This is a genomic window from Janthinobacterium sp. GW823-FHT03B06 (assembly GCF_058796955.1).
The window spans coordinates 224,339-246,507 of sequence record NZ_JBXAJE010000002.1 but is presented as its reverse complement, the minus strand read 5'-3'; the positions used below and the strand labels follow the sequence as shown (position 1 = coordinate 246,507).

Annotated in this window: 20 protein-coding genes and 1 riboswitch; of the genes, 12 read left to right on the top strand and 8 right to left on the bottom strand. The window is 61.4% G+C overall.

Translation table 11 applies throughout. The features are described 5' to 3' along the window. Positions 1–6 precede the first annotated feature (6 nt). From AC1RBA_RS07010 to AC1RBA_RS06990, 5 genes are all read left to right on the top strand, one after another. On the top strand, positions 7–2,064 hold the full coding sequence (locus AC1RBA_RS07010; protein ID WP_492417377.1) for a phospholipase D-like domain-containing protein: 2,058 nt from the start codon (positions 7–9) through the stop codon (positions 2,062–2,064). A gap of 2 nt (positions 2,065–2,066) precedes the next feature. Continuing rightward, positions 2,067–3,659: a tetratricopeptide repeat protein gene (locus AC1RBA_RS07005; RefSeq protein ID WP_492417375.1), complete on the top strand. Its 1,593-nt coding sequence runs from the start codon at positions 2,067–2,069 to the stop codon at positions 3,657–3,659. 27 nt (positions 3,660–3,686) lie between these two features. Further along, positions 3,687–5,282 carry a tetratricopeptide repeat protein gene (locus AC1RBA_RS07000; protein ID WP_492417373.1) on the top strand — a complete coding sequence of 532 codons (1,596 nt, stop codon included), beginning with the start codon at positions 3,687–3,689 and terminating at the stop codon, positions 5,280–5,282. 4 nt (positions 5,283–5,286) lie between these two features. Then, on the top strand, positions 5,287–6,384 hold the full coding sequence (locus tag AC1RBA_RS06995) for a tetratricopeptide repeat protein (RefSeq protein WP_492417371.1): 1,098 nt from the start codon (positions 5,287–5,289) through the stop codon (positions 6,382–6,384). Positions 6,385–6,512: 128 nt separating this feature from the next. Beyond that, on the top strand, positions 6,513–7,046 hold the full coding sequence (locus AC1RBA_RS06990) for a hypothetical protein (RefSeq protein WP_492417369.1): 534 nt from the start codon (positions 6,513–6,515) through the stop codon (positions 7,044–7,046). A gap of 3 nt (positions 7,047–7,049) precedes the next feature. Here AC1RBA_RS06990 and AC1RBA_RS06985 read toward each other — a convergent pair whose 3' ends face one another. Together AC1RBA_RS06985 and AC1RBA_RS06980 are read right to left on the bottom strand one after the other, a co-directional pair. After that, positions 7,050–7,451, bottom strand: coding sequence for a hypothetical protein (locus AC1RBA_RS06985; protein WP_492417367.1), 402 nt, complete (start codon positions 7,449–7,451; stop codon positions 7,050–7,052). 71 nt (positions 7,452–7,522) lie between these two features. Then, positions 7,523–8,173, bottom strand: coding sequence for a TetR/AcrR family transcriptional regulator (locus tag AC1RBA_RS06980; RefSeq protein WP_121670043.1), 651 nt, complete (start codon positions 8,171–8,173; stop codon positions 7,523–7,525). Between the two features lie 67 nt (positions 8,174–8,240). Here AC1RBA_RS06980 and AC1RBA_RS06975 point away from each other — a divergent pair, with 67 nt between their 5' ends. The 3 genes from AC1RBA_RS06975 to AC1RBA_RS06965 all read left to right on the top strand — a co-directional run bounded on the left by AC1RBA_RS06975 (position 8,241) and on the right by AC1RBA_RS06965 (position 9,992). Further along, positions 8,241–8,759: a DUF2867 domain-containing protein gene (locus AC1RBA_RS06975; RefSeq protein WP_492417365.1), complete on the top strand. Its 519-nt coding sequence runs from the start codon at positions 8,241–8,243 to the stop codon at positions 8,757–8,759. 85 nt (positions 8,760–8,844) lie between these two features. Next, a complete protein-coding gene (gene pnuC, locus AC1RBA_RS06970; RefSeq protein WP_070224181.1) occupies positions 8,845–9,456 on the top strand; it encodes a nicotinamide riboside transporter PnuC in 612 nt (203 codons plus the stop codon). Beyond that, the gene (locus tag AC1RBA_RS06965; protein ID WP_492418127.1) at positions 9,456–9,992 is read left to right on the top strand and encodes an AAA family ATPase; all 537 of its coding nucleotides are present in this window, start codon (positions 9,456–9,458) and stop codon (positions 9,990–9,992) included. The genes pnuC and AC1RBA_RS06965 overlap by 1 nt, the downstream gene beginning before the upstream one ends. Here AC1RBA_RS06965 and AC1RBA_RS06960 read toward each other — a convergent pair. From AC1RBA_RS06960 to AC1RBA_RS06950, 3 genes are all read right to left on the bottom strand, one after another. Continuing rightward, on the bottom strand, positions 9,989–12,085 hold the full coding sequence (locus AC1RBA_RS06960) for an alpha/beta hydrolase family protein (protein WP_492417364.1): 2,097 nt from the start codon (positions 12,083–12,085) through the stop codon (positions 9,989–9,991). The genes AC1RBA_RS06965 and AC1RBA_RS06960 overlap by 4 nt on opposite strands. 12 nt (positions 12,086–12,097) lie before the next feature. Continuing rightward, on the bottom strand, positions 12,098–14,245 hold the full coding sequence (locus AC1RBA_RS06955; RefSeq protein ID WP_492417362.1) for a TonB-dependent siderophore receptor: 2,148 nt from the start codon (positions 14,243–14,245) through the stop codon (positions 12,098–12,100). A gap of 85 nt (positions 14,246–14,330) precedes the next feature. Then, positions 14,331–14,428, bottom strand: a riboswitch (TPP riboswitch). Between the two features lie 67 nt (positions 14,429–14,495). Beyond that, positions 14,496–15,653 (bottom strand): iron-containing alcohol dehydrogenase, encoded by a 1,158-nt coding sequence (locus tag AC1RBA_RS06950; RefSeq protein WP_230505203.1) that lies wholly within the window; start codon positions 15,651–15,653, stop codon positions 14,496–14,498. A gap of 142 nt (positions 15,654–15,795) precedes the next feature. On the opposite strand from AC1RBA_RS06950, the gene AC1RBA_RS06945 reads away from it, so the two are divergent. Together AC1RBA_RS06945 and AC1RBA_RS06940 are read left to right on the top strand one after the other, a co-directional pair. Then, a complete protein-coding gene (locus AC1RBA_RS06945) occupies positions 15,796–16,101 on the top strand; it encodes a ferritin family protein (protein WP_034750230.1) in 306 nt (101 codons plus the stop codon). 93 nt (positions 16,102–16,194) lie between these two features. Next, entirely contained in the window at positions 16,195–16,674 is a 480-nt protein-coding gene (locus AC1RBA_RS06940; RefSeq protein WP_230505205.1) for an Imm26 family immunity protein, read from the top strand. Between the two features lie 150 nt (positions 16,675–16,824). Here AC1RBA_RS06940 and AC1RBA_RS06935 read toward each other — a convergent pair whose 3' ends face one another. Both AC1RBA_RS06935 and ompR read right to left on the bottom strand, forming a co-directional pair. Then, on the bottom strand, positions 16,825–18,183 hold the full coding sequence (locus AC1RBA_RS06935) for a sensor histidine kinase (RefSeq protein WP_099410924.1): 1,359 nt from the start codon (positions 18,181–18,183) through the stop codon (positions 16,825–16,827). A gap of 13 nt (positions 18,184–18,196) precedes the next feature. Next, the gene (gene ompR / locus AC1RBA_RS06930) at positions 18,197–18,898 is read right to left on the bottom strand and encodes an osmolarity response regulator transcription factor OmpR (protein WP_223278807.1); all 702 of its coding nucleotides are present in this window, start codon (positions 18,896–18,898) and stop codon (positions 18,197–18,199) included. A gap of 263 nt (positions 18,899–19,161) precedes the next feature. Between ompR and AC1RBA_RS06925 the strand changes: the two genes are divergently transcribed. Both AC1RBA_RS06925 and AC1RBA_RS06920 read left to right on the top strand, forming a co-directional pair. Next, positions 19,162–19,551, top strand: coding sequence for a hypothetical protein (locus AC1RBA_RS06925; RefSeq protein WP_070224012.1), 390 nt, complete (start codon positions 19,162–19,164; stop codon positions 19,549–19,551). Between the two features lie 269 nt (positions 19,552–19,820). Continuing rightward, positions 19,821–21,680 carry a flagellar assembly protein A gene (locus tag AC1RBA_RS06920; protein ID WP_492417360.1) on the top strand — a complete coding sequence of 620 codons (1,860 nt, stop codon included), beginning with the start codon at positions 19,821–19,823 and terminating at the stop codon, positions 21,678–21,680. Between the two features lie 3 nt (positions 21,681–21,683). Here AC1RBA_RS06920 and arfB read toward each other — a convergent pair whose 3' ends face one another. Further along, a complete protein-coding gene (gene arfB / locus AC1RBA_RS06915) occupies positions 21,684–22,082 on the bottom strand; it encodes an alternative ribosome rescue aminoacyl-tRNA hydrolase ArfB (RefSeq protein ID WP_034749850.1) in 399 nt (132 codons plus the stop codon). Between the last annotated feature and the right edge of the window lie 87 nt (positions 22,083–22,169).

Genomic DNA, 22,169 nt, shown 5'->3' with positions numbered 1-22,169 from the left:
AGCGCCATGCCGGAATCGAGCGGCCGCATCGAAACCACCCATATCGACGAAGTCGGACGGACTGCGACCAGTTCGCTCCAGTGGCTGCTGGAAAACCGCAACCTGAAGGGCAAGGCCACTCATCCGATTACGCACAACAACAGGCTGACACTGTTCATTTGCGGACAGGAAGGGTTCGCCGACATCGCCGGCGAGATCGCCAAGGCTAAAAAGTCCATCGACCTGTGTTGCTGGGGTTTCGACCCGGGCATGGAACTGGTGCGCGGCAACAGCGCCACCTGGCCGCGTGGCGAGACGTTTGGCGACTTGCTGATCGACGCCACCACGCGGCGTCACCTCAGGGTGCGCTTGCTGATCTGGCATGACCGGATCGGTTCACCAATGGTGCACAATATGCCGGGCCATTCGCATGGCACCTCGCCATGGAAAACCGGTGGACAGCGCTTTGAGAACATCAGCGCAAAAGGCAGCCTGGCGATGTTGCAGGACGCGGTCGCCAAGAAAGAGATGTTCAGCGGCGGTTACAGGGGCGATAGGGTACGGCCCGAGGATATCCCGATGCTGGCGCGTGAAGAATACTGCTACAGCTGGTATGCGGCCGCGTTCCATGGCTTGTTGGGGCGCCTGACGATTCACCTGCGACACGGCAACAGCCATGCGATAGGCAAGAGTATCGCGACCGAAACAAGCCAGCCGCACGGCCTGACGATGGGGGAAATTGAAAAACCTGGCATGAGCTACTTGGGCACGCATCACCAGAAGACGATCCTGATCGATTTCGCCCACGAAGAGGGAGCCAAGGCCGTCGGTTACGTGATGGGCCTGAACTCGGTGACCGATTATTGGGACACGACGGCCCATCTGCTCGACGACACGCGCCGCGAACAGGGCGGTGTCAACGAGCGGCGCGAGTGTTTGCAGGGAATGGCCGCGGACGGCGGGTTCTCCACGCTGAAACCGTACCAGGATTATGCCTGCCGCATCGACGGTGGTAAGGCATTGATCGAGCTGTACAACAATTTCGTGAAGGCATGGGACCGCGCGATCGACGACCGCACGCATCAGGCCGCCGGGGAATGCGTGAGTTGGTATTCGTCATGTAAAAACCCGCCGGCCCAGCTGTTGCGCAAGGCCGGGCCGGATGACTCCACCGTGCAGATCGTCCTGACGCAGCCCGAGGAGCAGGACAAGACGATCAAGGAAACCTACTTTCGCGCCGTGACCCAGGCCAGCCTGGCGGCCGGCTACCTGTACGTGGAAAACCAGTATTTCCAGTATGAAGAATGGGCCCGGCACTTGCTGGCCGAGCGCAAGAAGGTGGTCGCCGCGTGGAAGGCCGGCAGTGTCAAGGCGGGCAAGAGTCTTGAAGACATGCCGGTCATGCACGTATTCATCGTCATCCCCGTGCCGGAGCGCGCGCAGATGGTGCCGCGCACCCACGATACGCTGGCGGCGCTGGGGCAGCACGCTGGCATGACGGGTCAAAACAAGATGATCGATGACTACAACAAGCAGCCGAAAACCCGGCATGTCAGAGGCGGATTCGGCATCACCAACGAGGTGGAAGTCAAGTTGCCCGACGTGGTGCAGCATGCCAACGGCATCAACAAACCCGGCGTGATGACACTCGAAAGCGAATTCGGGCTGAAGGTATCGGTGGCCATGCTCAATGTCAGTGCGTTTGACAAGGACCGCTGGCGCTACCGTGAAATCTACATCCATTCCAAATTGATGCTGGTCGACGACGTGTTCATGACGCTGGGCAGCGCCAACCTGAACCAGCGCAGCATGGCCGTCGACAGCGAGATCAATATCGCCACCGACGACCACCGCGTGGCCCGCGATTTGCGCAAGCGGGTGTGGCGTATGCATAGCGGGGGATTGGTCGATGGCGGGAGCGGGACGAAGGCGGAGATTGTGGATGCTTTTGAGAAGTGGGGAAACTTAATGAAGGCCAATCGAACGAAAAAGCTGGCAAAACAAGGAGGAGCAAAATTAAAAAAAATGATTGGTTTTTTGTTGCCATTAGAAGATAGCCGAAGTTCTACCATACGCTTGGGGTGACCATGAGACCGCATCAAAACATATTCATTCGCCCGCCATTTTTTATCTTGGCAGTTTTCCTATGTATACCTTTATTCTCCTGCAAAATGCCAAACGACAAAGTCTTGCCGCGCAACCAAAGTTTGCCGCTCTTCAATCCGCATGTTCCTGACTTCATTTGCGAAGTCGAGGCAAGCAAGGTGCCGCCCATCGATGCGCAAGCCGAGGATTGGTTCCTCGAAGCGCGCGCCATGGAAGATCCCGAAATTGCCGTGGAAGACCGCGATTACAAAAAAATCGTCGCTCTGACGCGTCAGGCGGCAGAGCGATTGCACTGGAAGGCGATGCTCAATCTGGCCAGCCTGTATGTGGAAGGGCGCGATCCGTTATACGGTAATGAAGAGGCGATACAACTGGTGGAAAAGGCGATGCGGCTGGGCATACCGGCGGCCTATGACCGGATGGGGACTTATTATGCGAATAGCACCGGCGTTGACGGCGACATCACTCGCGCCTATGCATTCTGGCAAAAGGCTGCTGTCATGGGAAATCCTCAGGCGATGGCATTTTTAGGAGAGAAATTAAGAGCGGGAACAGATGGTGCGATTCCAGGATATTGGGCCAATATTCCTGTAGCGATAAAAATGATGGCATGTGCGCTTTCTCAGGGATACGGGCCTGCTGCGTTTAACCTGCACTATTTGTATGCAATACCAAGAGCTGCGAATGGCGATGAGATTGGCGATCGAACTCCTACAACCAAACAGCGTGCTTTAAATGTATTGCATGAGGGTGTCAAGTTTGGCTGCGCAGAATGTGCGAGCGCACTGGCAATTGAATTTGGTTCTCCTTTTGATCTTGCCGATATGCTGGCGCCATATGTGGACAAAGCTCGCGGTGAACGTTATGCGGTACTTAATCGTGCCCTCGGCTTCAACCCCAATCGCCGCTTTCCCAACCTCGATAAAATCCTGCCATTGCCACCGGCCGATCTGCCGCCCTGGGATGGTCAACGAAAGAGCCTGCTTGACGCCGCCATGGGCGTCCGCCCACCGCCCGCCACCCCGCAGCCAAGCGCCGCCTCGCTGTTGCAAAAACCATATTTCCTGGCCGCCAACTATGCGCTGCACCCCACCGGCTTGCACAGCGACGCGCCGACTGCGCCGTTTTCCGCATACTGGCAACCCGCCCAAGGGCAAGGAGTGAAGGAAGCGGCCCGGCTATTTCACAAAGGCGAAGCGTTCCGCCATTTCAGCACGCTGGATGCTGATGGAAACAGTCGTTATGGCCCCGTGACGTGGGAGCAGTGCCTGACGATACGGCACAACCATGGCGCCGTGGAACCGCGCGCGGTGCAGGGTTTGCTGCGCGAGGTGGGGCGGCCCGAGCCTTTGTTGAGCTGCGTTTGCGACCAGGTCTGTCCGATCAGCGGCGTCTGGCAGCCGTGGGTGGCGGCCGACCATCCGCTGCAGGCCATCGTCAACCAGTACTGGCGCCAGGCCTGGCTGACCCAGGGCGCACCGTTCCCGCGACCGCGCCGCGACTGGCTGCTCGATTTGCCTGCCGACGAGGTGACGTGGCATTTGATGGATGTGTCCCTTCCTGATCTTGGGTAACGCAATGCCGTAGCGATGGAGCACGCAATGATTTGGAATCAATCCAGCATGGCTGCCACAAGAGGACGCCTTGCGTCGCTGATTGTCTTGTGCTGCCTGCTTGCCTGCAAAATGCCTAACGACAAAGTCCTGCCACGGAACCAGAGTCTGCCCCTCTTCAATCCGCATGTCCCTGATTTCATTTGTGAAATCGAATCGAACAAGGTGCCGCCCATTGATGCGCAAGCCGAGGACTGGTTTCTCGAAGCACGCGCCTTGGAAGATCCTGAAATTTTCGTGGAAGACCGCGATTACAAAAAAATCGTCGATTTGACGCGTCAGGCGGCAGAGCGATTGCACTGGAAGGCGATGCTCAATCTGGCCAGCCTGTATGTGGAAGGGCGCGATCCTGTATATGGTGAGGAAGAAGCGGTGCAACTGGTGGAAAAGGCAATGCGGCTGGGCATACCGGCGGCCTATGACCGGATGGGGACGTATTACGCGAATGGCACGGGTGTCAAAGGCGACATCACGCGTGCTTATGCTTTTTGGCAAAAGGCGGCGCAGATGGGAAATCCACAGGCAATGGGTTTTCTCGGCGAAAAATTGACTGCTGGAGAGGATCACCCAGGTATCGATATGTGGGGCAACATTCCTGTAGCGACCAAAATGCTGGAGTGTGCGGTTGCCCAAGGTTATGGTCCAGCGGCATATGATTTATATTATTTATATGCTGCGCCAAGAACTGCAGATGGCACAATAATTGGCGATCATCGGACGCCAGAAACAAAAGACCGCGCACTAAAAGTTTTACATGAAGGTGTCCGCCTGGGTTGCGCGCAGTGCGCACGCGATCTCTCAATAGAGTTCAGCCAACCTTTCAATATGTCCGATATGTTAGTGCCGTTCATTGACAAGGCTCGCGGCGAACGTTATGCGGTACTTAATCGTGAACTTGGATTCAATCCCAATGCGCGCTTTCCTAATCTGGACAAGGTCTTGCCGCTCCCGCCCGCCGATCTGCCGCCTTGGAATGGCGACAGGGATACCTTGCTGCATGCTGCCAAGGGCATCCGTCCGCCGCCCGCCACCCCGCAGCCAGGCGCCGCCTCGCTTTCAAAAGAGCCATATTTCCTGGCCGCCGACTATGCGCTGCGCCCCACCGGCTTGCACAGCGATGCGCCGACTGCGCCATTTTCCGCATACTGGCAACCTGCCGCTGGGCAGGGCTTGACGGAACCGGCCCGACTATTTCACAAAGGCGAAGCGTTCCGCCATTTCAGCACGCTGGATGCTGATGGAAACAGTCGTTATGGCCCCGTGACGTGGGAGCAGTGCCTGACGATACGGCACAACCATGGCGCCGTGGAACCGCGCGCGGTGCAGGGTTTGCTGCGCGAGGTGGCGCGGCCCGAGCCTTTGTTGAGCTGCGCTTGCGACCAGGTCTGTCCGGTCAGCGGCGTCTGGCAACCGTGGGTGGCGGCCGACCATCCGCTGCAGGCCATCGTCAACCAGTACTGGCGCCAGGCCTGGCTGACCCAGGGCGCACCGTTCCCGCGACCGCGCCGCGACTGGCTGCTGGACTTGCCAGATGGCGACGTGACGTGGCATTTGATGGATGCGTCCCTTCCTGATCTTGGATAAGGTAATGGATAGCAATCAATCCAGCATGGCTGCCACAAGAGGACGCCTTGCGTCGCTGATTGTCTTGTGCTGCCTGCTTGCCTGCAAAATGCCTAACGACAAAGTCTTGCCACGTAACCAGAGCCTGCCGCTCTTCAATCCGCATGTCCCTGATTTCATTTGTGAAATCGAATCGAACAAGGTGCCGCCCATTGATGCGCAAGCCGAGGACTGGTTTCTCGAAGCACGCGCTTTGGAAGATCCTGAAATTTTTGTGGAAGACCGCGATTACAAAAAAATCGTCGATTTGACGCGTCAGGCGGCAGAGCGATTGCACTGGAAGGCGATGCTCAATCTGGCCAGCCTGTATGTGGAAGGGCGTGATCCTGTATATGGTGAGGAAGAAGCGGTGCAACTGGTGGAAAAGGCGATGCGCCTGGGCATACCTGCCGCCTATGACCGGATGGGGACGTATTACGCGAATGGCACGGGCGTTAACGGCGACATCACGCGTGCCTATGCCTTTTGGCAAAAGGCGGCGCAGATGGGTAACCCCCAAGCGCTGGGTTTTTTAGGAGAAAAACTCACTGCGGGGAAGGATTATCCGGGTGCTGAAATGTGGGGGAATATTCCTGTGGCAATCAAGATGATGGAGTGTGCACTGGGGCAGGGATATGGCCCATCCGCATATGATTTATCTTATTTATATGTTGTATTAAGAACGCCTGACGGCACGTCTGATGGGGAAAGAACAACTGAAACCAAAGAGCGTGCCTTGCAAGTATTACATACCGGAGTAAGGCTGGGCTGCGAGAAATGCGCAAACAAACTCACGATTGAATTCGGCGATCCGTTTGATCTTGCAAATATGCTGGTTCCGTACATTGATAAAGCGCGAGCGGAACGTTACGGCGTACTTAGCCGTGAACTTGGATTCAATCCCAATGCGCGTTTTCCTAATCTGGACAAGGTCTTGCCGCTCCCGCCCGCCGATCTGCCGCCCTGGAATGGCGACAGGGATACCTTGCTGCATGCCGCCAAGGGCATCAGCCCACCACCAGCCACCCCGCAGCCAAGCGACGCCTCGCAGTTACAAAAACCGTACTTCCTGGCCGCCGGCTAGGCGCAGCGTCCCGCCGGTTTGCCTCCCCGGCATCGCCCACACTGTGCACGCGCCACGACCTGCCGCATGGGCTGCGCCACGTATAATTCCGCGCACTATCCACCGCTATTCTTTTTCGACAGGTTCCCATGCCCCAGACTCCCGATTTACCGCCGGATTGGCACGCGTTTGAAACAGCCTATGACGTTGAAGCAACCTGGTTCAGGCTGGCCAATGCCTCGCTGGCGCTGCTGGGCGCGTCCGCTTTCAAGGATCAGGCATTTTCAGCCTTTGCCTTCAACGCCGTATCGTTCCCGTCCATTTCGCTGAGCTTTGACACCGATCCCGGTAACAGGGCGCGTGATTACTATCCTCCGGACTGGTCGAACGAGTGCATGGAAGCCGATGTGCCGGAAATCGGGCAACTATGGGAAGAGGGCCACGCAAGGATCGAAGGCGCGTTGAGCGAGCTGATCGACGTCGCTGATGACGAGCTGCTCTGCGCCATCGAGGAAGGCTATCTGCACAGCCTCAGGAAAACCATGGTGCGGCTGGAAACGAGCCGTGCTTTCGAGCAGATCAAGACGTGCGCGCCGTTCTGGACCGTGGTCACGCAAATCGATGCCGATACGGATGAAGAGGAGCGCCTGCTCGAACAGGTGCGCCAAGACTTTCTGGCGTGAGCGCTATATCAGGGCTTGCCACGCCCTGACTTCTTCGTCCGTGAGCGCCGGCCCCCAGCCGCCGCGCAGCGCCGCATCGTGCTGCGCATAGTGCCCAAGCTGCGGCACGGCGACGTCATGCCGGACGCAGATGTCAAAGACGGCTTCCAGCTGGCGCCTGCTGGCCGCAAGGTCATCGCCATGCCAGGTACAGGCGCTCGTTTCCAGCACATGCTGCGCCAGTGCTTCCAGCGTGCCCAGCAGGTGCCCGGGCAGTGGCGCACGCACGTCTTCCGGCCAGGGATCGCCCATGCCCGTCACAGCCAGGGAAGCGAAGCCCCGTTCCCAGGCGGCAAAATCCTCTGGCCCGACCTGCGCCACTTTCCACACGTGAGCGGCGAACGCGGACAGGGCAGGATGATCCACATCAAAGCGCCGGCAAAAGCGTTGCAGGCACGTGACGGCAAGTCATTGCCTGGCGATGACGGAGAGCGTGTCTATCGAGATGTTGTGCATGAGTCAAAAGCTCCTGACGGCGGCGCCTGCCGCAGCGCCTCCACCGGCAATTGAAAAAAGCGCGGCACCATGGCCGGCGACAGCGCGTCGCCGCCGTCCGCCATCGCCAGGCGGCCGCTGAGCAGCAGCATCACGTAGCCGTGGCCCAGCGACCAGCCGGCGCTGGCGGCGGCCTTGTCCCAGCGGGGATCGAGGCCCGCTTCGCGCACGGCGGCGCCTGCCGTCTGCAGCACGTACTGGAAGCACGCCTGCGCCGCTTCCTGCAGGGCGGGGAACTGGCGCACGTCCTGGTGCTCGAACATCAGCCGGTAGTGGGCCGGCGCAGCCAGGGCGAATTCGATGTATTGCTGGCCCAGCAATTGAAAGCGCTGTTCGGCCGGCAGGCTGCCCGGCGGCGGCAGCTGCGTTTCCCATTTCTGTATCAGGCTGGCGAAGCCGGCCGCCGCCACCTCGGCCAGCAGGGCTTCCTTGCTGGGAAAGTGGCGGTACACGGCGGCGACCGAGACGCCCACCGTGCGCGCCAGTTCGCGCAGCGAGAGGGCGGCGTCATGCTGCTGCGCCAGTTGCGCGATGACGGTGGCGACCAGGGTGTCGCGCAAGTTGCCGTGATGGTAGGTGCTCGTTGTTGTCATTCGATGTTATCGCTGTTCACATTGTCGTGTATGATGGGCATGTTATCACTGAAAACATGGAGAGCACATGCATGAGATGAACATTGCCGTCCGCACCGTGGACTTGCCGCCAGGCGCCAGCATCGCCCCGCTGTATCCCGGCAGCAACCTGGCCGACGCCTACGCCGTCGATTTGCCCACCGCGCAGGCGCGCCAGATGGACATGCAGAGCCTGGCGCGCCAGCTGCTGGGCAAGCAGCCGGGCTGGGCGCGCAAGCTGATGGTGCTGCGCGATGCCATCGTGGCGCGTTTCGGCATCCGGACGGCAAAACAGATGGAAGCGCGGCCCGGCAAGCGCATCGGCATCTTCCGCATCTATGCCGTCAGCGACGACGAGATCATCCTGGGCGAGGATGACAGCCACCTCGATTTCCGCCTGTCGGTGCTGCGCAACCGCGACGCGGGCCGCCATGGCAACGTGACCGTCTCCAGCGTCGTGCATTGCCATAACCGGGTGGGGCGTGCCTATATCATGCTGATCCGGCCGTTTCACAAGCTGATCGTGCGGCATTCGCTGGCGCGCGCCGCCAGGGCGGGCTTCTCCTGAGGCGGGGAGGGGCGGACGGCAAGGGCAATCTTGCTTATTCATGGCCGGTATTGCATACTGCACCACCAGCCTCATCACGATTCCCATGAACGATACGCTTCTCCTGCTGGGTTTTGCCACCACGCCGCTTGAACTGATTTCCTTTGTCCTGGCACTGACAACCGTTGCGCTGAACATCCGCCAGAATCACTGGGCGTGGCTGTTCGCCATCATTTCCTCGGCCGCCTACGGTTTCGTGTTTTTCGAATCGCGCCTGTATGGCGACATGGCCTTGCAACTGCTGTTCATCAGCGTCTCGTTCTGGGGCTGGTACCAGTGGCTGCATCCGGCCAGCGGCGGCAAGACCTTGCCCGTCACGCGGCTGGGCATGCGCGGCTGGCTGGGCAGCGCCCTGGCGTGGCTGGCGGGCTTTGTGCTGCTGGCCTGGCTGCTGACTTCGACCGACACGGACGTGCCTCACGCGGATGGTTTCCTCACGGCAGGCAGCCTGGTGGGGCAATTCCTGCTGTCGCGCAAGAAGCTGGAAAACTGGATCGTCTGGATCGTCGTCGACGTGCTGTACGTGTGGCTGTACCTGCACAAGGACCTGACCCTGACGGCCATCCTGTATGCCGTGTTTGTCGTCATGGCCACGATCGGCTTGCTGGCGTGGAAAAAAGCGGCGCCAGCCGCGCCCGATGCAATGGTCCTCAAGTGATGGGCCGCTGCGTGCGCGTGGCCATCCTGGGCGCGGAATCGTCGGGCAAGTCGACCCTGGCGGCGGCCCTGGCCGAGCGCTACGGCACCGTCTGGGTGCCTGAGTATTTACGTGAATTCGTCGCCACGCAGGGCAGGGTGCCTGTGGCGGAAGACCAGTATGGGATTGCGCGTACGCAAGTTGAACGCGAAGACGCGGCCGCTGCGCAAGCCCGTCACTTCCTGTTCTGCGACACGACGCCCTTGATGACGGCGGTCTACAGCCGCCATTATTTCAATGGCGCCGATGCGCCGCTGGCGGCGCTGGCCGCCGGCCATCAATACCACGCGACCATCGTGACTGCTCCCGACAGCCCCTGGACGCCAGACGGTTTGCAGCGCGAATCGGAAGCCGTGCGCCAGCTGATCTACCGCTATCTGCTCGACGAGCTGGACGCGCGCGGCATCGCCTACCTGCTGGTCAACGGTCCACTCGCGCAGCGCTTGAAGCAGGTTGACGGCTGGATGGCGAGGGCTGCGGCAGTCCTGCAGCGTTAAGGCCTGCCAATATGCTGGTGCAGGAATGCTTCCAGTTTCCGATACATCGCGGTGGCGTTGCGCGTCTTGTAAAAGCCATGCCCCTCGTCTTCCACCATCATCCATTCGGGCGCGTTATTGGCGGCAATCAGCGCCTTGCGCATCAGCTCGGCCTGCACGGGCGGCGTGGTCTCATCCTTGTCGCCATGGATGAGCAACACCGGCACCTTGATCCGCTGCGCTTGCTGGCTCGGTGAAATGGCATCGAGTTCGCGTGTATCCTCGCCCAGATAGTCCTGGAACTCGCGCCGCACATACTTGAGGCGGCGCGTCATGGGGGCGTCCTGCAGCAGCTTCAGTTCATACGCGCCGGCATAGCCAATCGCGCATTTGAAGGCGCCAGGCGCACGGACAGGCAGCATCATGGCCGCATACGCGCCGAAGCTGGCGCCATACGAACAGACGCGGCTGGCATCGACTTCACCCTGCGCCAGTACGGCCGCGAGGCCGTCGAGGATGTCATCCTGGATCAGCGTACCCCATTGGCGATAGCCGGCGCGCCGGAACCGCTCGCCGCGACCATCGGAGCCACGGTAGTTTACCTGCAGCACCGCATAGCCGCGGCTGGCAAGGAATTGGGCGTCGCTATCGAAATACCAGGTGTCGGCGATGCCGTGCGGGCCGCCATGGGGCATCACCACCAGAGGCAGCTTGACGCCGGGAGCATGCTTCGGCATGGTCAGGTAGCCATGCAGGTCCAGTCCGTCACGTGCCTTGAAGGCAATCGGCCGGCGCGGGGCCATCTGTTCCGGATCGATGTCGGCCATGGTCGCATACAGCAGGTCGGCCTTGTTGCTGGCTTTGTGATACAGGTAATAGCTGCCCGGATCGCGGTCGTTGGAAACGGCAAACAGCAAGGTGGCGCCATCGTCCGTGAAATTGATGAACTGGACATGATCGTCCGGAAACGAGGCGCTCAATTGCTGGTGCAGTCTGGCGCTATCGCTGGCAGGATCGACGTACACGGTGCGTGGCCTGCCGATGTCGATGACGACGGCAAATGGCGTGTCGTCGGGCGCCAGCATGGCAGTTCTGACGTCGCCGACGGCATCCTGCGCCAGGACAGTTTGTTTGCCGCTGGCAAGTTCTTGACGTATCAGCGAATACGGGCCGTTATCGTTGTTCTGAAAGGCGAAAAACGCGCTGTCGTCCGGCGTGAACTGGAATGGAATGAAATTCCTGCCTTTCTGCATCGTATGCAGACGCCATTCGCTGCTGGCATCGTCATAGCGATACAAGATGGGAGTGAGCTCGTCGTTCCAGCCATAGGCAAAACGTGGCACCTGATTATTCTGCAAGATGTAACTCAGCCGCGGCGCAGCAATATTGGCGATCAGCTTGCGCACGCCCTGTTTGCTGTCCACGTCATACAGCATCGAGCGGTCGCGATCCCAGTCCTGGGCGGACAGAAAGACATGGCCCGTGCGCGGCCGGGGAATGGTATTGATATAGGCGTAGCCATAATCATCCTGATACTGTCCGCGGCTTGATGAGCGAAACATTTCATAGCCATACAAATATTCCTGCTTGTTGCCGTCGAGGTCAAAGGCGAGGATTTCTCCCGTCGACATGGGCTTTTCGAGGGAGCCTTGTTCCTCGCCCTTGCGCATGACGAGGCGCCGGTTGTTCAGCCAGAAGTAGCTCATCGGCACTTCAAAGATACGCAGGCGCAGCGTGCCGACCAGTTGCATCTCGGGCAGGCTGTAGATCCCGATGGTGGGAACCATGCGTTCACCCTGGGGAACTTGCACCGTCACGGCCAAATGCTTGCCATCTGGCGAAAGCCGCAGCTTACTGACGGCATCGCGCTTGGTGAAGTGTTCGATGGGGATGAGTCGCTCTGCCGACCAGGCAGCGCTGGCCGCCAAAGTCGGGAACAGGACGGCGACGAGTAAGGGCAAGGCGCGTGGCAATGTAGGCATCGGCAAGGGTGGGTAGTTGCAAATAATGATATTTATTGTAGCAATAAAATCAATTCCTATTAGGAAATATTTCCAGCTTCCTCGCCATCCTCGCCGTCGTGCCCGTGCCAGGTCTCTTGCGCCCTGGATCAATCTTTACAGAAATTAAAAATCGAACTGCGCCGACACCTTGAAGGTGCGGCTGGCGCCCGGGTACAGATAGCCGTCCGATTCCGGCGTCACGTCGCGCCAGTAGAACTTGTCGGCCACGTTGTTGACGGCGGCGCGCAGCACGGCGCGCGTGCCGGCGATGCGCGTGGCGTAAGCGGCGCCCAGGTTGAACACGTGGTACGACGGCACGAAGGTCGTGTTGTTGTACTCAAACGCTTTTTTGCCCGCATATTCCCAGCTGCCGTTCACGCTCAAGCCCGCCACCTGTTGCACGGCGTAGTCCGCATGCACGGCCGCCTTGAAGGCGGGCACGTTGGGTACACGCTTGCCGTCGAGGTCGGCATTGCCCGTGCCTGACTGCTGGCTGTTCAGGGCCGTCACGGAAGCGCCCAGGCTCAGGTTGGCGCTTGCCTTGCCCTGGGCCGACAATTCCAGGCCGCGGTGCTGGGCCTGGCCTTCGCGCACGAAGTAGCCGGCCGTGTTCTGGAATTCCAGGCCTTTGCGGATCTGGAACAGGCTGGCCGCCAGCATGAAGTCCGGCGTCACATCCATCTTGGCGCCGAGTTCGATCTGCTTCGAGCGGCTCGGTGACAGTTCTTCATTGGCATTCATCGCCTTGCGGTCGGCCGTGCCGCCATGTTCCATGCCCTGCGAATAGGCCGCATACACGGACACATTGTCGAGCGGGGTGTAGACGAGCGATACATTCGGCAGCAGGAAATCGTGCTTGGCGCGGATTTCCGTGTCGGCCTTCAGCACGTACTGGTAGCCATCGACATTGATATGGCGCAAGCCGCCATGCAGTTTCCAGTTCGGCGCCAGGCTGACGATATCCTGCACGAAGACGGAGTTTTCCGTATCCTTGCGCACCAGGCGCACGGGACCCGTGACGCCGGGCGACGTGCCGACGATCTGCGGCTGGTAGATGTTGCTCACGCCGACCCAGTCGTACACATACAGGCCGGCACGGTCCTTGCGGCGGAAGGTCGAGACGCCGGCCGTGAGTTCATGGCGCAGGGAGCCGGTGGCGAACTTGCCCTGGATCATGGCTTGCGCGCTCAGCGGTTTTTTCGTCTCGCCCAGGCTGCGGTAGTCGTACACGTCGTAATCGCCATTGCCGCAGAAGCCGGGGTACAGGTCCTGTCCGCTGCAGCCATACGGGAAGGCCGTGTAGTCGTCGCGCTTGAACGAGTGCTGGTTGGCCGACAGGGTGGCGCGCCAGTCGTCATTGAACGCGTACTGGAAGCGCAGGCCGATATTGCTGGTGACGGTTTCCACGGGGCGCGTCCACGGCTGCAGGTTGAGCATGGCGTCGGCGCTGATGCCGGTCGGCAAGGTCGTGTTATTCAGCAGCTGGAAGCCGGGCGCCGTCGCCTGCGCCTTGTCCTGGTAGTCGGCGTCGAGCTGCAGCAGCGCTTGCGGCGAGATTTGCCAGTCGAAGGCGCCGGAAATGAACTTGCGGTTGCCGTCCGCGCCCTTGATGTAGGAGCGCAGACGCTCGGCCGCCACGTTGACGCGGTAGCCGAAGCGCGTGTCTTCCAGGCGGCCGCCCAGGTCGATGGCGCCGTACAGGGTGCCCCGCTCACGCGCTTCCACGGTGACCGTGCGCAGCGGCGCGGCGGTGGGGCGCTTGACGATGAAGTCGATCACGCCGCCCGGCGCGGCCACGCCCGCCTGCAAGCCGGCCAGGCCTTTCAGCACTTCGATGCGTTCCTTGTTTTCCAGCGGAATTTGCGTGTCGCCAGGAATGGCCACGCCATCCTTGCGGTAGCTGGAATTGTTGTCGAGCTTGAAACCGCGGATCGTGAACTGTTCCGCATAGCCGACGGCGTTGTAGGCATCGTTGATGCTGGCGTCGAGCTTGACGGCATCGCTGAGGTTGCGAATTTGCAAGTCCTGCATGTCTTTCTGCGAAATGACGGTGACGGACGCGGGCGTCTGCAGCAGCGGCGCGTCGCTGAAACCGCCCACGGAGGCGCGCTTGGCGGCCGGCGCCTTGCTGGCCGTGACGACGACTTCGGCCATATTCTGGGCCTGCGGCTCGGCGGCTTCGACGGCGTCATTTGCGGCCAGGGCAGGCGCGGCAAACGCGTGCAGGATGGCCAGGGTCAATACAGAAACGGATAAATTCGGTGTGGACATAGAGTGCTCGTGGTTCAAGCCGTCTCGGGAAAGAGCACGGCAGGCTGCTTGTTCGGCTGGCGCCAACGCAGGAGCTATCAAAGGAGGGAGGTACTTTGCGCTTTCCTTCGCTGGCATTATCCAGATCAGGTACGAAGGGTATCTCTCACCCGGATGACTGCTCCAGGACCCCTAGCGAAATGACAGCTTAGCATGAAGCACGGCCAGCTGTCCCACCCGGCTGACCGTTTTACAACACTGTGACGCGAATCTACAAACTGAGTTCGAGCACCTTGCGGCTGACGGCGGGCGTCACTTCGCGCTGTTCGCCCAGCGTCGTCATGCCGTGCGCTTCCAGGGCGGACACGACGGCGTCCACGCTCGCGTGGTTCAGACCGTAGTCGGCCAGGCGCGTCTTGACGCCCATGTGGCGGAAGAAGAATTCCGTGCGCGCGATGGCCGCCTCGATGCGGCCGTCCTCGTCGCCGCCATCGAGGCCCCACACGCGGGCCGCGTATTGCAGCAGCTTGGCGCGCTTGGCCTGCTTGCGCACGCGCAGCATGCTGGGCAGGATGATGGCCAGGGTCTGCGCATGGTCGAGCTCGTACAGGGCCGTCAATTCGTGGCCGATGGCGTGCGTGGACCAGTCCTGCGGCACGCCTACGCCGATCAGGCCGTTCAAGGCCAGGGTGGCGCTCCACATCACGTTGGCGCGTACGTCGTAGTCGTCCGGGTGCGACAGGGCTTTCGGGCCTTCCTCGATCAGGGTCAATAAAATCCCTTCCGCGAAGCGGTCTTGCACGGACGCGTTCACGGGGTAGGTCAGGTACTGTTCCATCACATGCGCAAACGCGTCGACGACACCGTTGCCCACCTGGCGCAGCGGCAAGGTGAACGTTTTCGACGGGTCCAGCACGGAGAATTTCGGATACACCTTGCGGCTCATGAACGAGCGCTTTTCCTGCGTGGCCTTGCGCGTGATCACGGCCGAGCCATTCATTTCGGAACCCGTGGCCGGCAAGGTGAGCACCGTGCCGAAGGGCAGGGCGGCCTCGACGATCTTGCCGCCTTTGGCCAGGATGTCCCATGCCTCGCCTTCATGCAGGGCGGCGGCGGCGATGAACTTGGTGCCATCGACCACGGAGCCGCCGCCGACGGCCAGCAGGAAATCGATGCGCTCGCTTTTCACCATGGCCACGGCCTGCATCAGGGTTTCATAGCTGGGATTGGGTTCGATGCCGGCAAATTCCAGTACCGTGTGGCCGGCCAGTGCCGCCTTGACTTCATCGTAGACGCCGTTCTGCTTGATGCTGCCGCCGCCATACGTCATGAGCACTCGGGCCTGCGGCGGGATCAGGCCGGCGATGGCGGCGATCTGGCCCTGGCCGAAGAGGATTTGCGTCGGATTGTAAAAATCGAAATTGAACATGGGGCTCCCGCTGCCGAGGTGTAGGCTGTTGCTGAGGCATGATTATGGCCGAACGGGTGAAATCGTGTTGTGGACGCTTGAGCTTTTCGTCGGCGCGGTGGAGAATGCAGCCGATGTCACCACCACGCGAAAAGGAATGCGCATGACCACCGTCCCACTGGAAGAATCCGGCTTGCCGGCCACCGCGCTCGACATGCACCGCGCCATCGGCGCCACCATCGCCGCGCTGCAGGCGCTGGACTTGAACAGCCAGCGCTTCGAGGCGTGCACGGACCCGGAACTGCGCCGCGTGCTGGCGCATGCGGGCGACACGAGCCGCAAGGAAGCGGCCATGCTGCTCGAATGGATGCGCCGCCGCGACGCGCGCCTCGATACGGCCATGAAGGAAGCGCTGTTCAAGGCGGGGCCAATTGTTGCCCAGTATCACTATGACGAGAAAATATTGTAACTATTGGTTTGTTGTTGTGGTGTACCATGCGCCATTTAACCTTTGCTTCGCGTAGACTGTGCCCCGAACACGATTTTGGGGGAGTCTGCAGAAATGAAATCATTACCATACCGAGAAGGCAGCTGGTTTGCCGTGCCCCTGCCGGGCGGCGGTTATGCCGTCGGCGTGGTGGCGCGCAGGGCGCCTGCCGGGCGCATCATGCTGGCGTATATGTTCGGGCCGAAGCGCGACACTTTGCCCACACTGGAAGAGCTGGAAGGCTTGCGGCCGGAACAGGCCGTGCGCCGCCTGCGCACGGGCGACATGGCCCTGCTCAACGAACGCTGGCCCCTGCTGGGCGACAGCCTCCACTGGGAGCGCGATGCCTGGCCCATGCCGGCCTTTATCCGCCGCAATGAATCCTTGCAGCGCGCCTGGCGCGCCAGCTATGCGGACGCCGATCCTGCCAAGCTGAACCGCGAGGAATCTATCCCCTTCGACACGCCGGGCATGGAAAGCGATTCCCTGTACGGCTACGGGGCGACGGAATTGTTGATGAGTAAATTGTTGGCGCAGGAGCAGGCGTCGGCTTGATGGCTGCCGGGCGGCCTTGGTGCCGGAACCTGCATCGGACGGCGTAGGTCGGCTTAGCGCAAAGCGCGTAAGCCGACACCACCAGCGGCCCAGGTCAACAATGTTGTCGGATTACGCGAGGCAAGGCCTCGCTAATCCGACCTACGCCGCTTATGCCGCCGGCAAGCTGATCTGAAACGCCAGGCCGCCGCCTTCGCGGTTGCGCACCTGCAATTCGGCGCCGTGGCGCAGCAGCACGCGGTCGACGATGGCCAGGCCAAGGCCAGCGCCGTTGGCTTGTCCGCGCGCCGTGTCGAGGCGGGTGAACGGCTTCATCAGCTGCTCGATCTTTTCCGCCGGCACGCCCGTGCCGTGGTCCTGTACCTCGATGATGACCTTTTTCGCGCCGTGGCTGGTGCGCACCTGGCAGGCGATGTCGATTTCCGTCACGTCGCTGCCCGGCGTCTTGCCATAGCGGCGCGCATTCTCGATCAGGTTGTTCAGCACGCGGCGCAAGTCGGTGGGGTTGCCCATCGCATGCGCGCCATCGGCGATAGTGGCGTTGAGCTTCACGTCCGACAGGCGCATCGCTTCGCGCGTCATATCGTGGAGCAAACCGCTGAGGTCGACGTCGGTAAAGCTCGACGCTTCCGTCGGCTTGGCGTAGTCGAGGAACTGGCCGATGATGGCGTCCATCTGCCCGATATCGGACTGGATGCCTTCGCGCGCCTCGTCCGACAGGTTGGCCATTTCCACTTCCAGCTGCATGCGCGCCAGCGGCGTGCGCAAGTCGTGCGAAATGCCGGCCAGAATCACGGCGCGGTCCGATTCCACCTGTTTCAGATCATCGACCATCTGGTTGAAGCTGCGGTTCGCCTCGATGATTTCGATCGGCCCTTTTTCCGGCAGCGGCGCCGGCTGCTTGCCCTTGGCGATGTCGCGCGCGGCCGCCGTCAGACGCGACAGCGGCAGATTGATCAGGCTGGAAATGATGGCCGCGCCCAACAGCGACAGCAGCGATACCAGGCTGGCCCAGCCCAGCCACTGGAAGCCCGTGAGGCCGCGCAGGCGCTCGCGGTCCAGCATCAGCCAGTATTCGTCGTCGTCGATCTTGAAGCTGACCCAGAAGCCGGCCACGCCGTTGACGCGCGCGGAAAAGCGCGTGTCCTTGCCCAGTTTGGCCTTCACCAGCGCCTCGATCTCGGGCATCAGGTAATTGTCGGGCGGCGGCTCGATGCGGTCGTCCTCTTCCAGCGAGAAGATGCGGATGCCTTCGTTGCTGACGAGGTCGAACAGCAGCTCGCGGCGCAACTCGGGCGCCGAGTGCGTCAGTGCCGCATGCGTGATGGTGACGACGGAAATGATCTGGGCGGAAATCTGCTGCGCCTGCGGCTCGCGCTGGATGACGGAAATCATGCCGATCCAGGTGATCATGCTGACCGTGGTCAAGGTGCCGAGCAGCAAAAAGGTGCGCCAGAACAGGCCGCTTTTCAGCCGCGCCAGGCTGATATCGGGAACAAGCTTCATCATGCCTCGCCAGCGATCAGCGCGGCTGTCCGTCCGGGATGAAGACGTAGCCGAGGCCCCACACGGTCTGGATGAAGAGCGGGCTCGACGGATCGGGTTCGATCAGTTTGCGCAGGCGCGAAATCTGCACGTCCAGGCTGCGGTCGAACACTTCGTATTCGCGTCCGCGCGCCAGTTCCATCAGTTTTTCGCGCGACAGCGGCTGGCGCGCATGGCGGGCAAACACTTTCAATACGGAAAATTCGCCCGTGGTCAGCGGCACCGTTTCGCCGTTCTTTTTCAAGGTGCGCGTGCCCAGGTCCAGCACGAAGTCGCCGAACTCGAAGGTTTGCGGCGTTTCCGACGGCGCGCCCGGGATTTCATCGGGACCCTTGCGGCGCAGCACGGCGCCGATGCGGGCCACCAGTTCGCGCGGATTGAATGGTTTCGGCAGGTAGTCGTCGGCGCCCATTTCCAGGCCCACGATGCGGTCCACGTCCTCGCCCTTGGCCGTCAGCATGATGATCGGCGTCTGGTCGCCCGCGCCGCGCAGGCGGCGGCAGATCGACAGGCCGTCTTCGCCCGGCAGCATCAGGTCGAGCACCAGCAGGTCGTAGCGTTCGCGCAGCCACAGCTTGTTCATGGCCGTCGCGCTCTCTGCCGTGAAGACATTGAAGCCCTGTTCGGTCAGGTAGCGCCGCAGCAGGTCGCGCAGGCGCACATCGTCATCGACCACCATGATTTTTGCCTGGTGGCCATGGATCGATTGCGTTGTTGTATTGCTGCCGGTAGTGGAGGTTGTGGTCATTTAGGGTGTCGTGTTATCTTATATTAGTTGCTATAGTAACGCCTCGCGCGGCGTCGGCAAGGGGCTGTGGCGACCCATTACAAAGTGTTACAAACTTTACCCAATTACTCTTACTGCACCGTGTAAAGCATCATACACTGGGGCCACAGTGGAAATCAGCTTTAGTTTATACGGCATCGCGGAAGAGGAACTCAATGAATATCTTTACTAAAAAAATTCACGCCGCTCCCAGCGCAGCTATTGCCGCACGTACGACTGTGCTGTCCGCATTTGCCGTTTGTTCCGTGTTTGCCGCCAGCTTGGCGCTGGCGCAAAACCAGCCGCCGCCACGCCGTGACGACCAGCAGCAAATGCAGGCCCAGCGGTATGAACAGGTACAGCGCAGCAATAGCAATGATACGCGACTGCGCGAACAGCGTGACGCACGCAGTTTCGACACCCGCGCCGAAGAGCAGCGCCGCGCCAACGAGGGCGCGGACGCCTCACGCCGCACGGGCCGCATGACGCCCGACGAGCGCCGCGACCTGCGCCGCCAGATCAACGAAGTGGGCCAGGATATTTACTCGAATCCGCCGCGTCGTTGATGACATCCGGCAATACCTACTGCGCGTCGCGACTTGTGGCCTGCGATGCTCACTGTACTAAAGTACAGTTCCGCTTCTCGGCCACAATTCACTTCCGCTCGCTACGGTCTTGCCAGATGTCGTGACTTTACCTGAAACATCCATCTCCATTTTTCATTCCCCTGTTTGTTGCGCCAGGATTATGCTAATCCGGCATACCGCCACGCCCCGTGATATTGTTGTAGCGCACTGAGACAATTCTCTGAATGTGTTGCAGGGGGAGGCAAGTGGTGAGCGACGACGACACACCCGTTCCTGATGCGGCCCTCGCAGGCGGCCTGCCGTACGGCCTGGTCCAGCGCGACGGGGGCGTGTTCCTGGACCTGTCGCTGGCGCCGGCGCAGCTGCGCGCCGCCGTCGACCAGCTGTTCCAGTCGGGGCAGTTGCTGGCTGGCCTCGATTACGGTTTGTTCCTGCTGACCCTGTTCCATGCCCCCACGCCCCGCGCCGCGCCCAAGGGTGACGCCTTGCTGCGCATCGCCGTGCGCGTGTCGCCATTTTCACCCCAGCGCCGCGCCCTGTATAAACAGGTCAAGATCCACGGCGACAGCGCCGAGTTTTACTTTGAAGCATTGCTTCCTGACGCCGATGGCCAGGTGCCTGTGCGCCGCGAGTTTGACGAGCTGGTGGCTGACCTGTGGTGCAAGGGTGTGCACTACGGCATCGATAGTGTGGCCGTGCGCGCCGTTCTCGCCAGCGGCAAGGCCGAGCGCATCACGGTGGCGCGGGTGCTGCCGCCGCAGCCGGGGCGCGACGCCCAACTGGTGGAGGTGTCGCAAGGCATCCACCGCGACGATGCGCCGCGCGAACGCTCCGATGGCCGCCTCGATTTGCTCAGCTTCAAGAACCGCTTTCCGCAAGTCAAAAAACACGCGCGCCTGCTGCGTCTGCTGCCAGGTGCGCCCGGCTTGCCCGGCTATGACCTGGCCGGCAAGGCCCTGCCGCCGCCCGCGCCGCTGGCGCTGGACCTGGCCACAGTGGCGGGGCCGGGCACGGCGGTCGAACATTTCAGCGATGGCGATTTCGTCGTGGCAACCCAGGCTGGTTACGTGAATGTCGATGAGGGCGGCAAGATCTCCATCGAGAACAAGATCGTCAGCCGCGAAGGCGTCAGCAGCCGCACCACGGGCAATCTGAAGCTGCGCGCCGCCTACGAGGAATATGGCGACGTGCAGGAGCAGCGTCAGCTCGACGGCAGCGACATCACCATCCATGGCGACGTGTATGGCCATTTGCACTCGCATGGCGGACTGATCTTGTTGCAGCGCAACCTGGTGGGCGGCACGGCGTTCAATGAACACGGCGACGTGCGCGTCGAGGGCGTCGCTTCCGGTTCCGTGCTGCAGGCACTCAGCGGCGAAGTGCATGTGAAGCGCGCCGAAAGCTGTGTCATCGCCGGCACGCGCGTGGTGATCGACAGCGCCAGCAATTGCGAGATCATCGCCGACGAGGTCGTCATCGAACTGGCCGAAGGCTGCGCCGTGGCGGCGCGCACCATCCGCATCGGCAGCGCTGGCCCGCGCAAGCAGGTGGAAATGCTGCTATTTCCCCTCGTGCCCGATTTGAGCGCCCTGGAGCAACAGATCGCCGAGAGTCTGGCCAAGGCCGCGCAGTACCAGCAGGTGCAGCACAAGCGCCAGCAGGAAATTGATGCCATCGCGCAGTTGCCGGAAGTGCGCAACTACCTGACCCTGGCGGGCCAGCTGCGGCGCGGCGAATTGCAGCTGCAGCCGGCGCAACAGCTGCAATACGACAAGCTGGCCGCGCGCATCGCTCCCGTCCTGAAGGAAGTGGCGCGGCTGCGCGTGGAAGTCAAGCAGTCGGAAATTCTGCAGGCGCAAATGCTGTCCTTGGTGGCGCAGCTGCGCCAGGAGCGGCAGGCGACGGCTGGCCAGTCGCGCTGCAGCCTGGGCCTGGTCGATGGAGAAACGACGGTGCGCGCCCTGGTCGTGCCGCCCGGGCCGGCCAAGGTCTACGACCGGCCGCCGAAAGAGATCAAGGCCTTGCTGCGCAGCGCCACGCCGGCCACGCAAGCCGTGTTCGCGGACAGCACGGGCAGCCTGGAGTGGACGTATGCGCCACCGCCCTAGCGTTTAATCCGTGACCTTGCCGCGCGACTGCTTGAGGACGCTGTGCGTGCTCTTGCTGTCGAGGCGGCGCCGCTGCGAGCTGCGCGTGGGCTTGGTGGCGCGCCGCACGGCGGGCAGGAACGTGACGCTGTCGATGATTTCCTGCAGCCGGCGCAAGGCTTCTTCCTTGTTCTGCTCCTGGCTGCGCGACTGCTGCGCCTTGAGCACCAGTACGCCATCCTTGCTGATGCGGCTGTCGCGCAGGGCCAGCAGCCGTTCCTTGTACGCTTCCGGCAGCGACGAGGCGGCGATGGGGAAGCGCAGATGGATGGCGCTGGACACCTTGTTGACGTTCTGCCCGCCCGGGCCCTGGGCGCGGATGGCGGAAAATTCAACTTCAGCGGGGTTGACGAGGTGTTGCATGGCCTGCCTGTAGGGAGTGATGTGGGTATTGTAAGGGAAGATGGCTGCGCCGGCGCAAGGGCGGGCGGCCAGTCGATGATGTCTTCC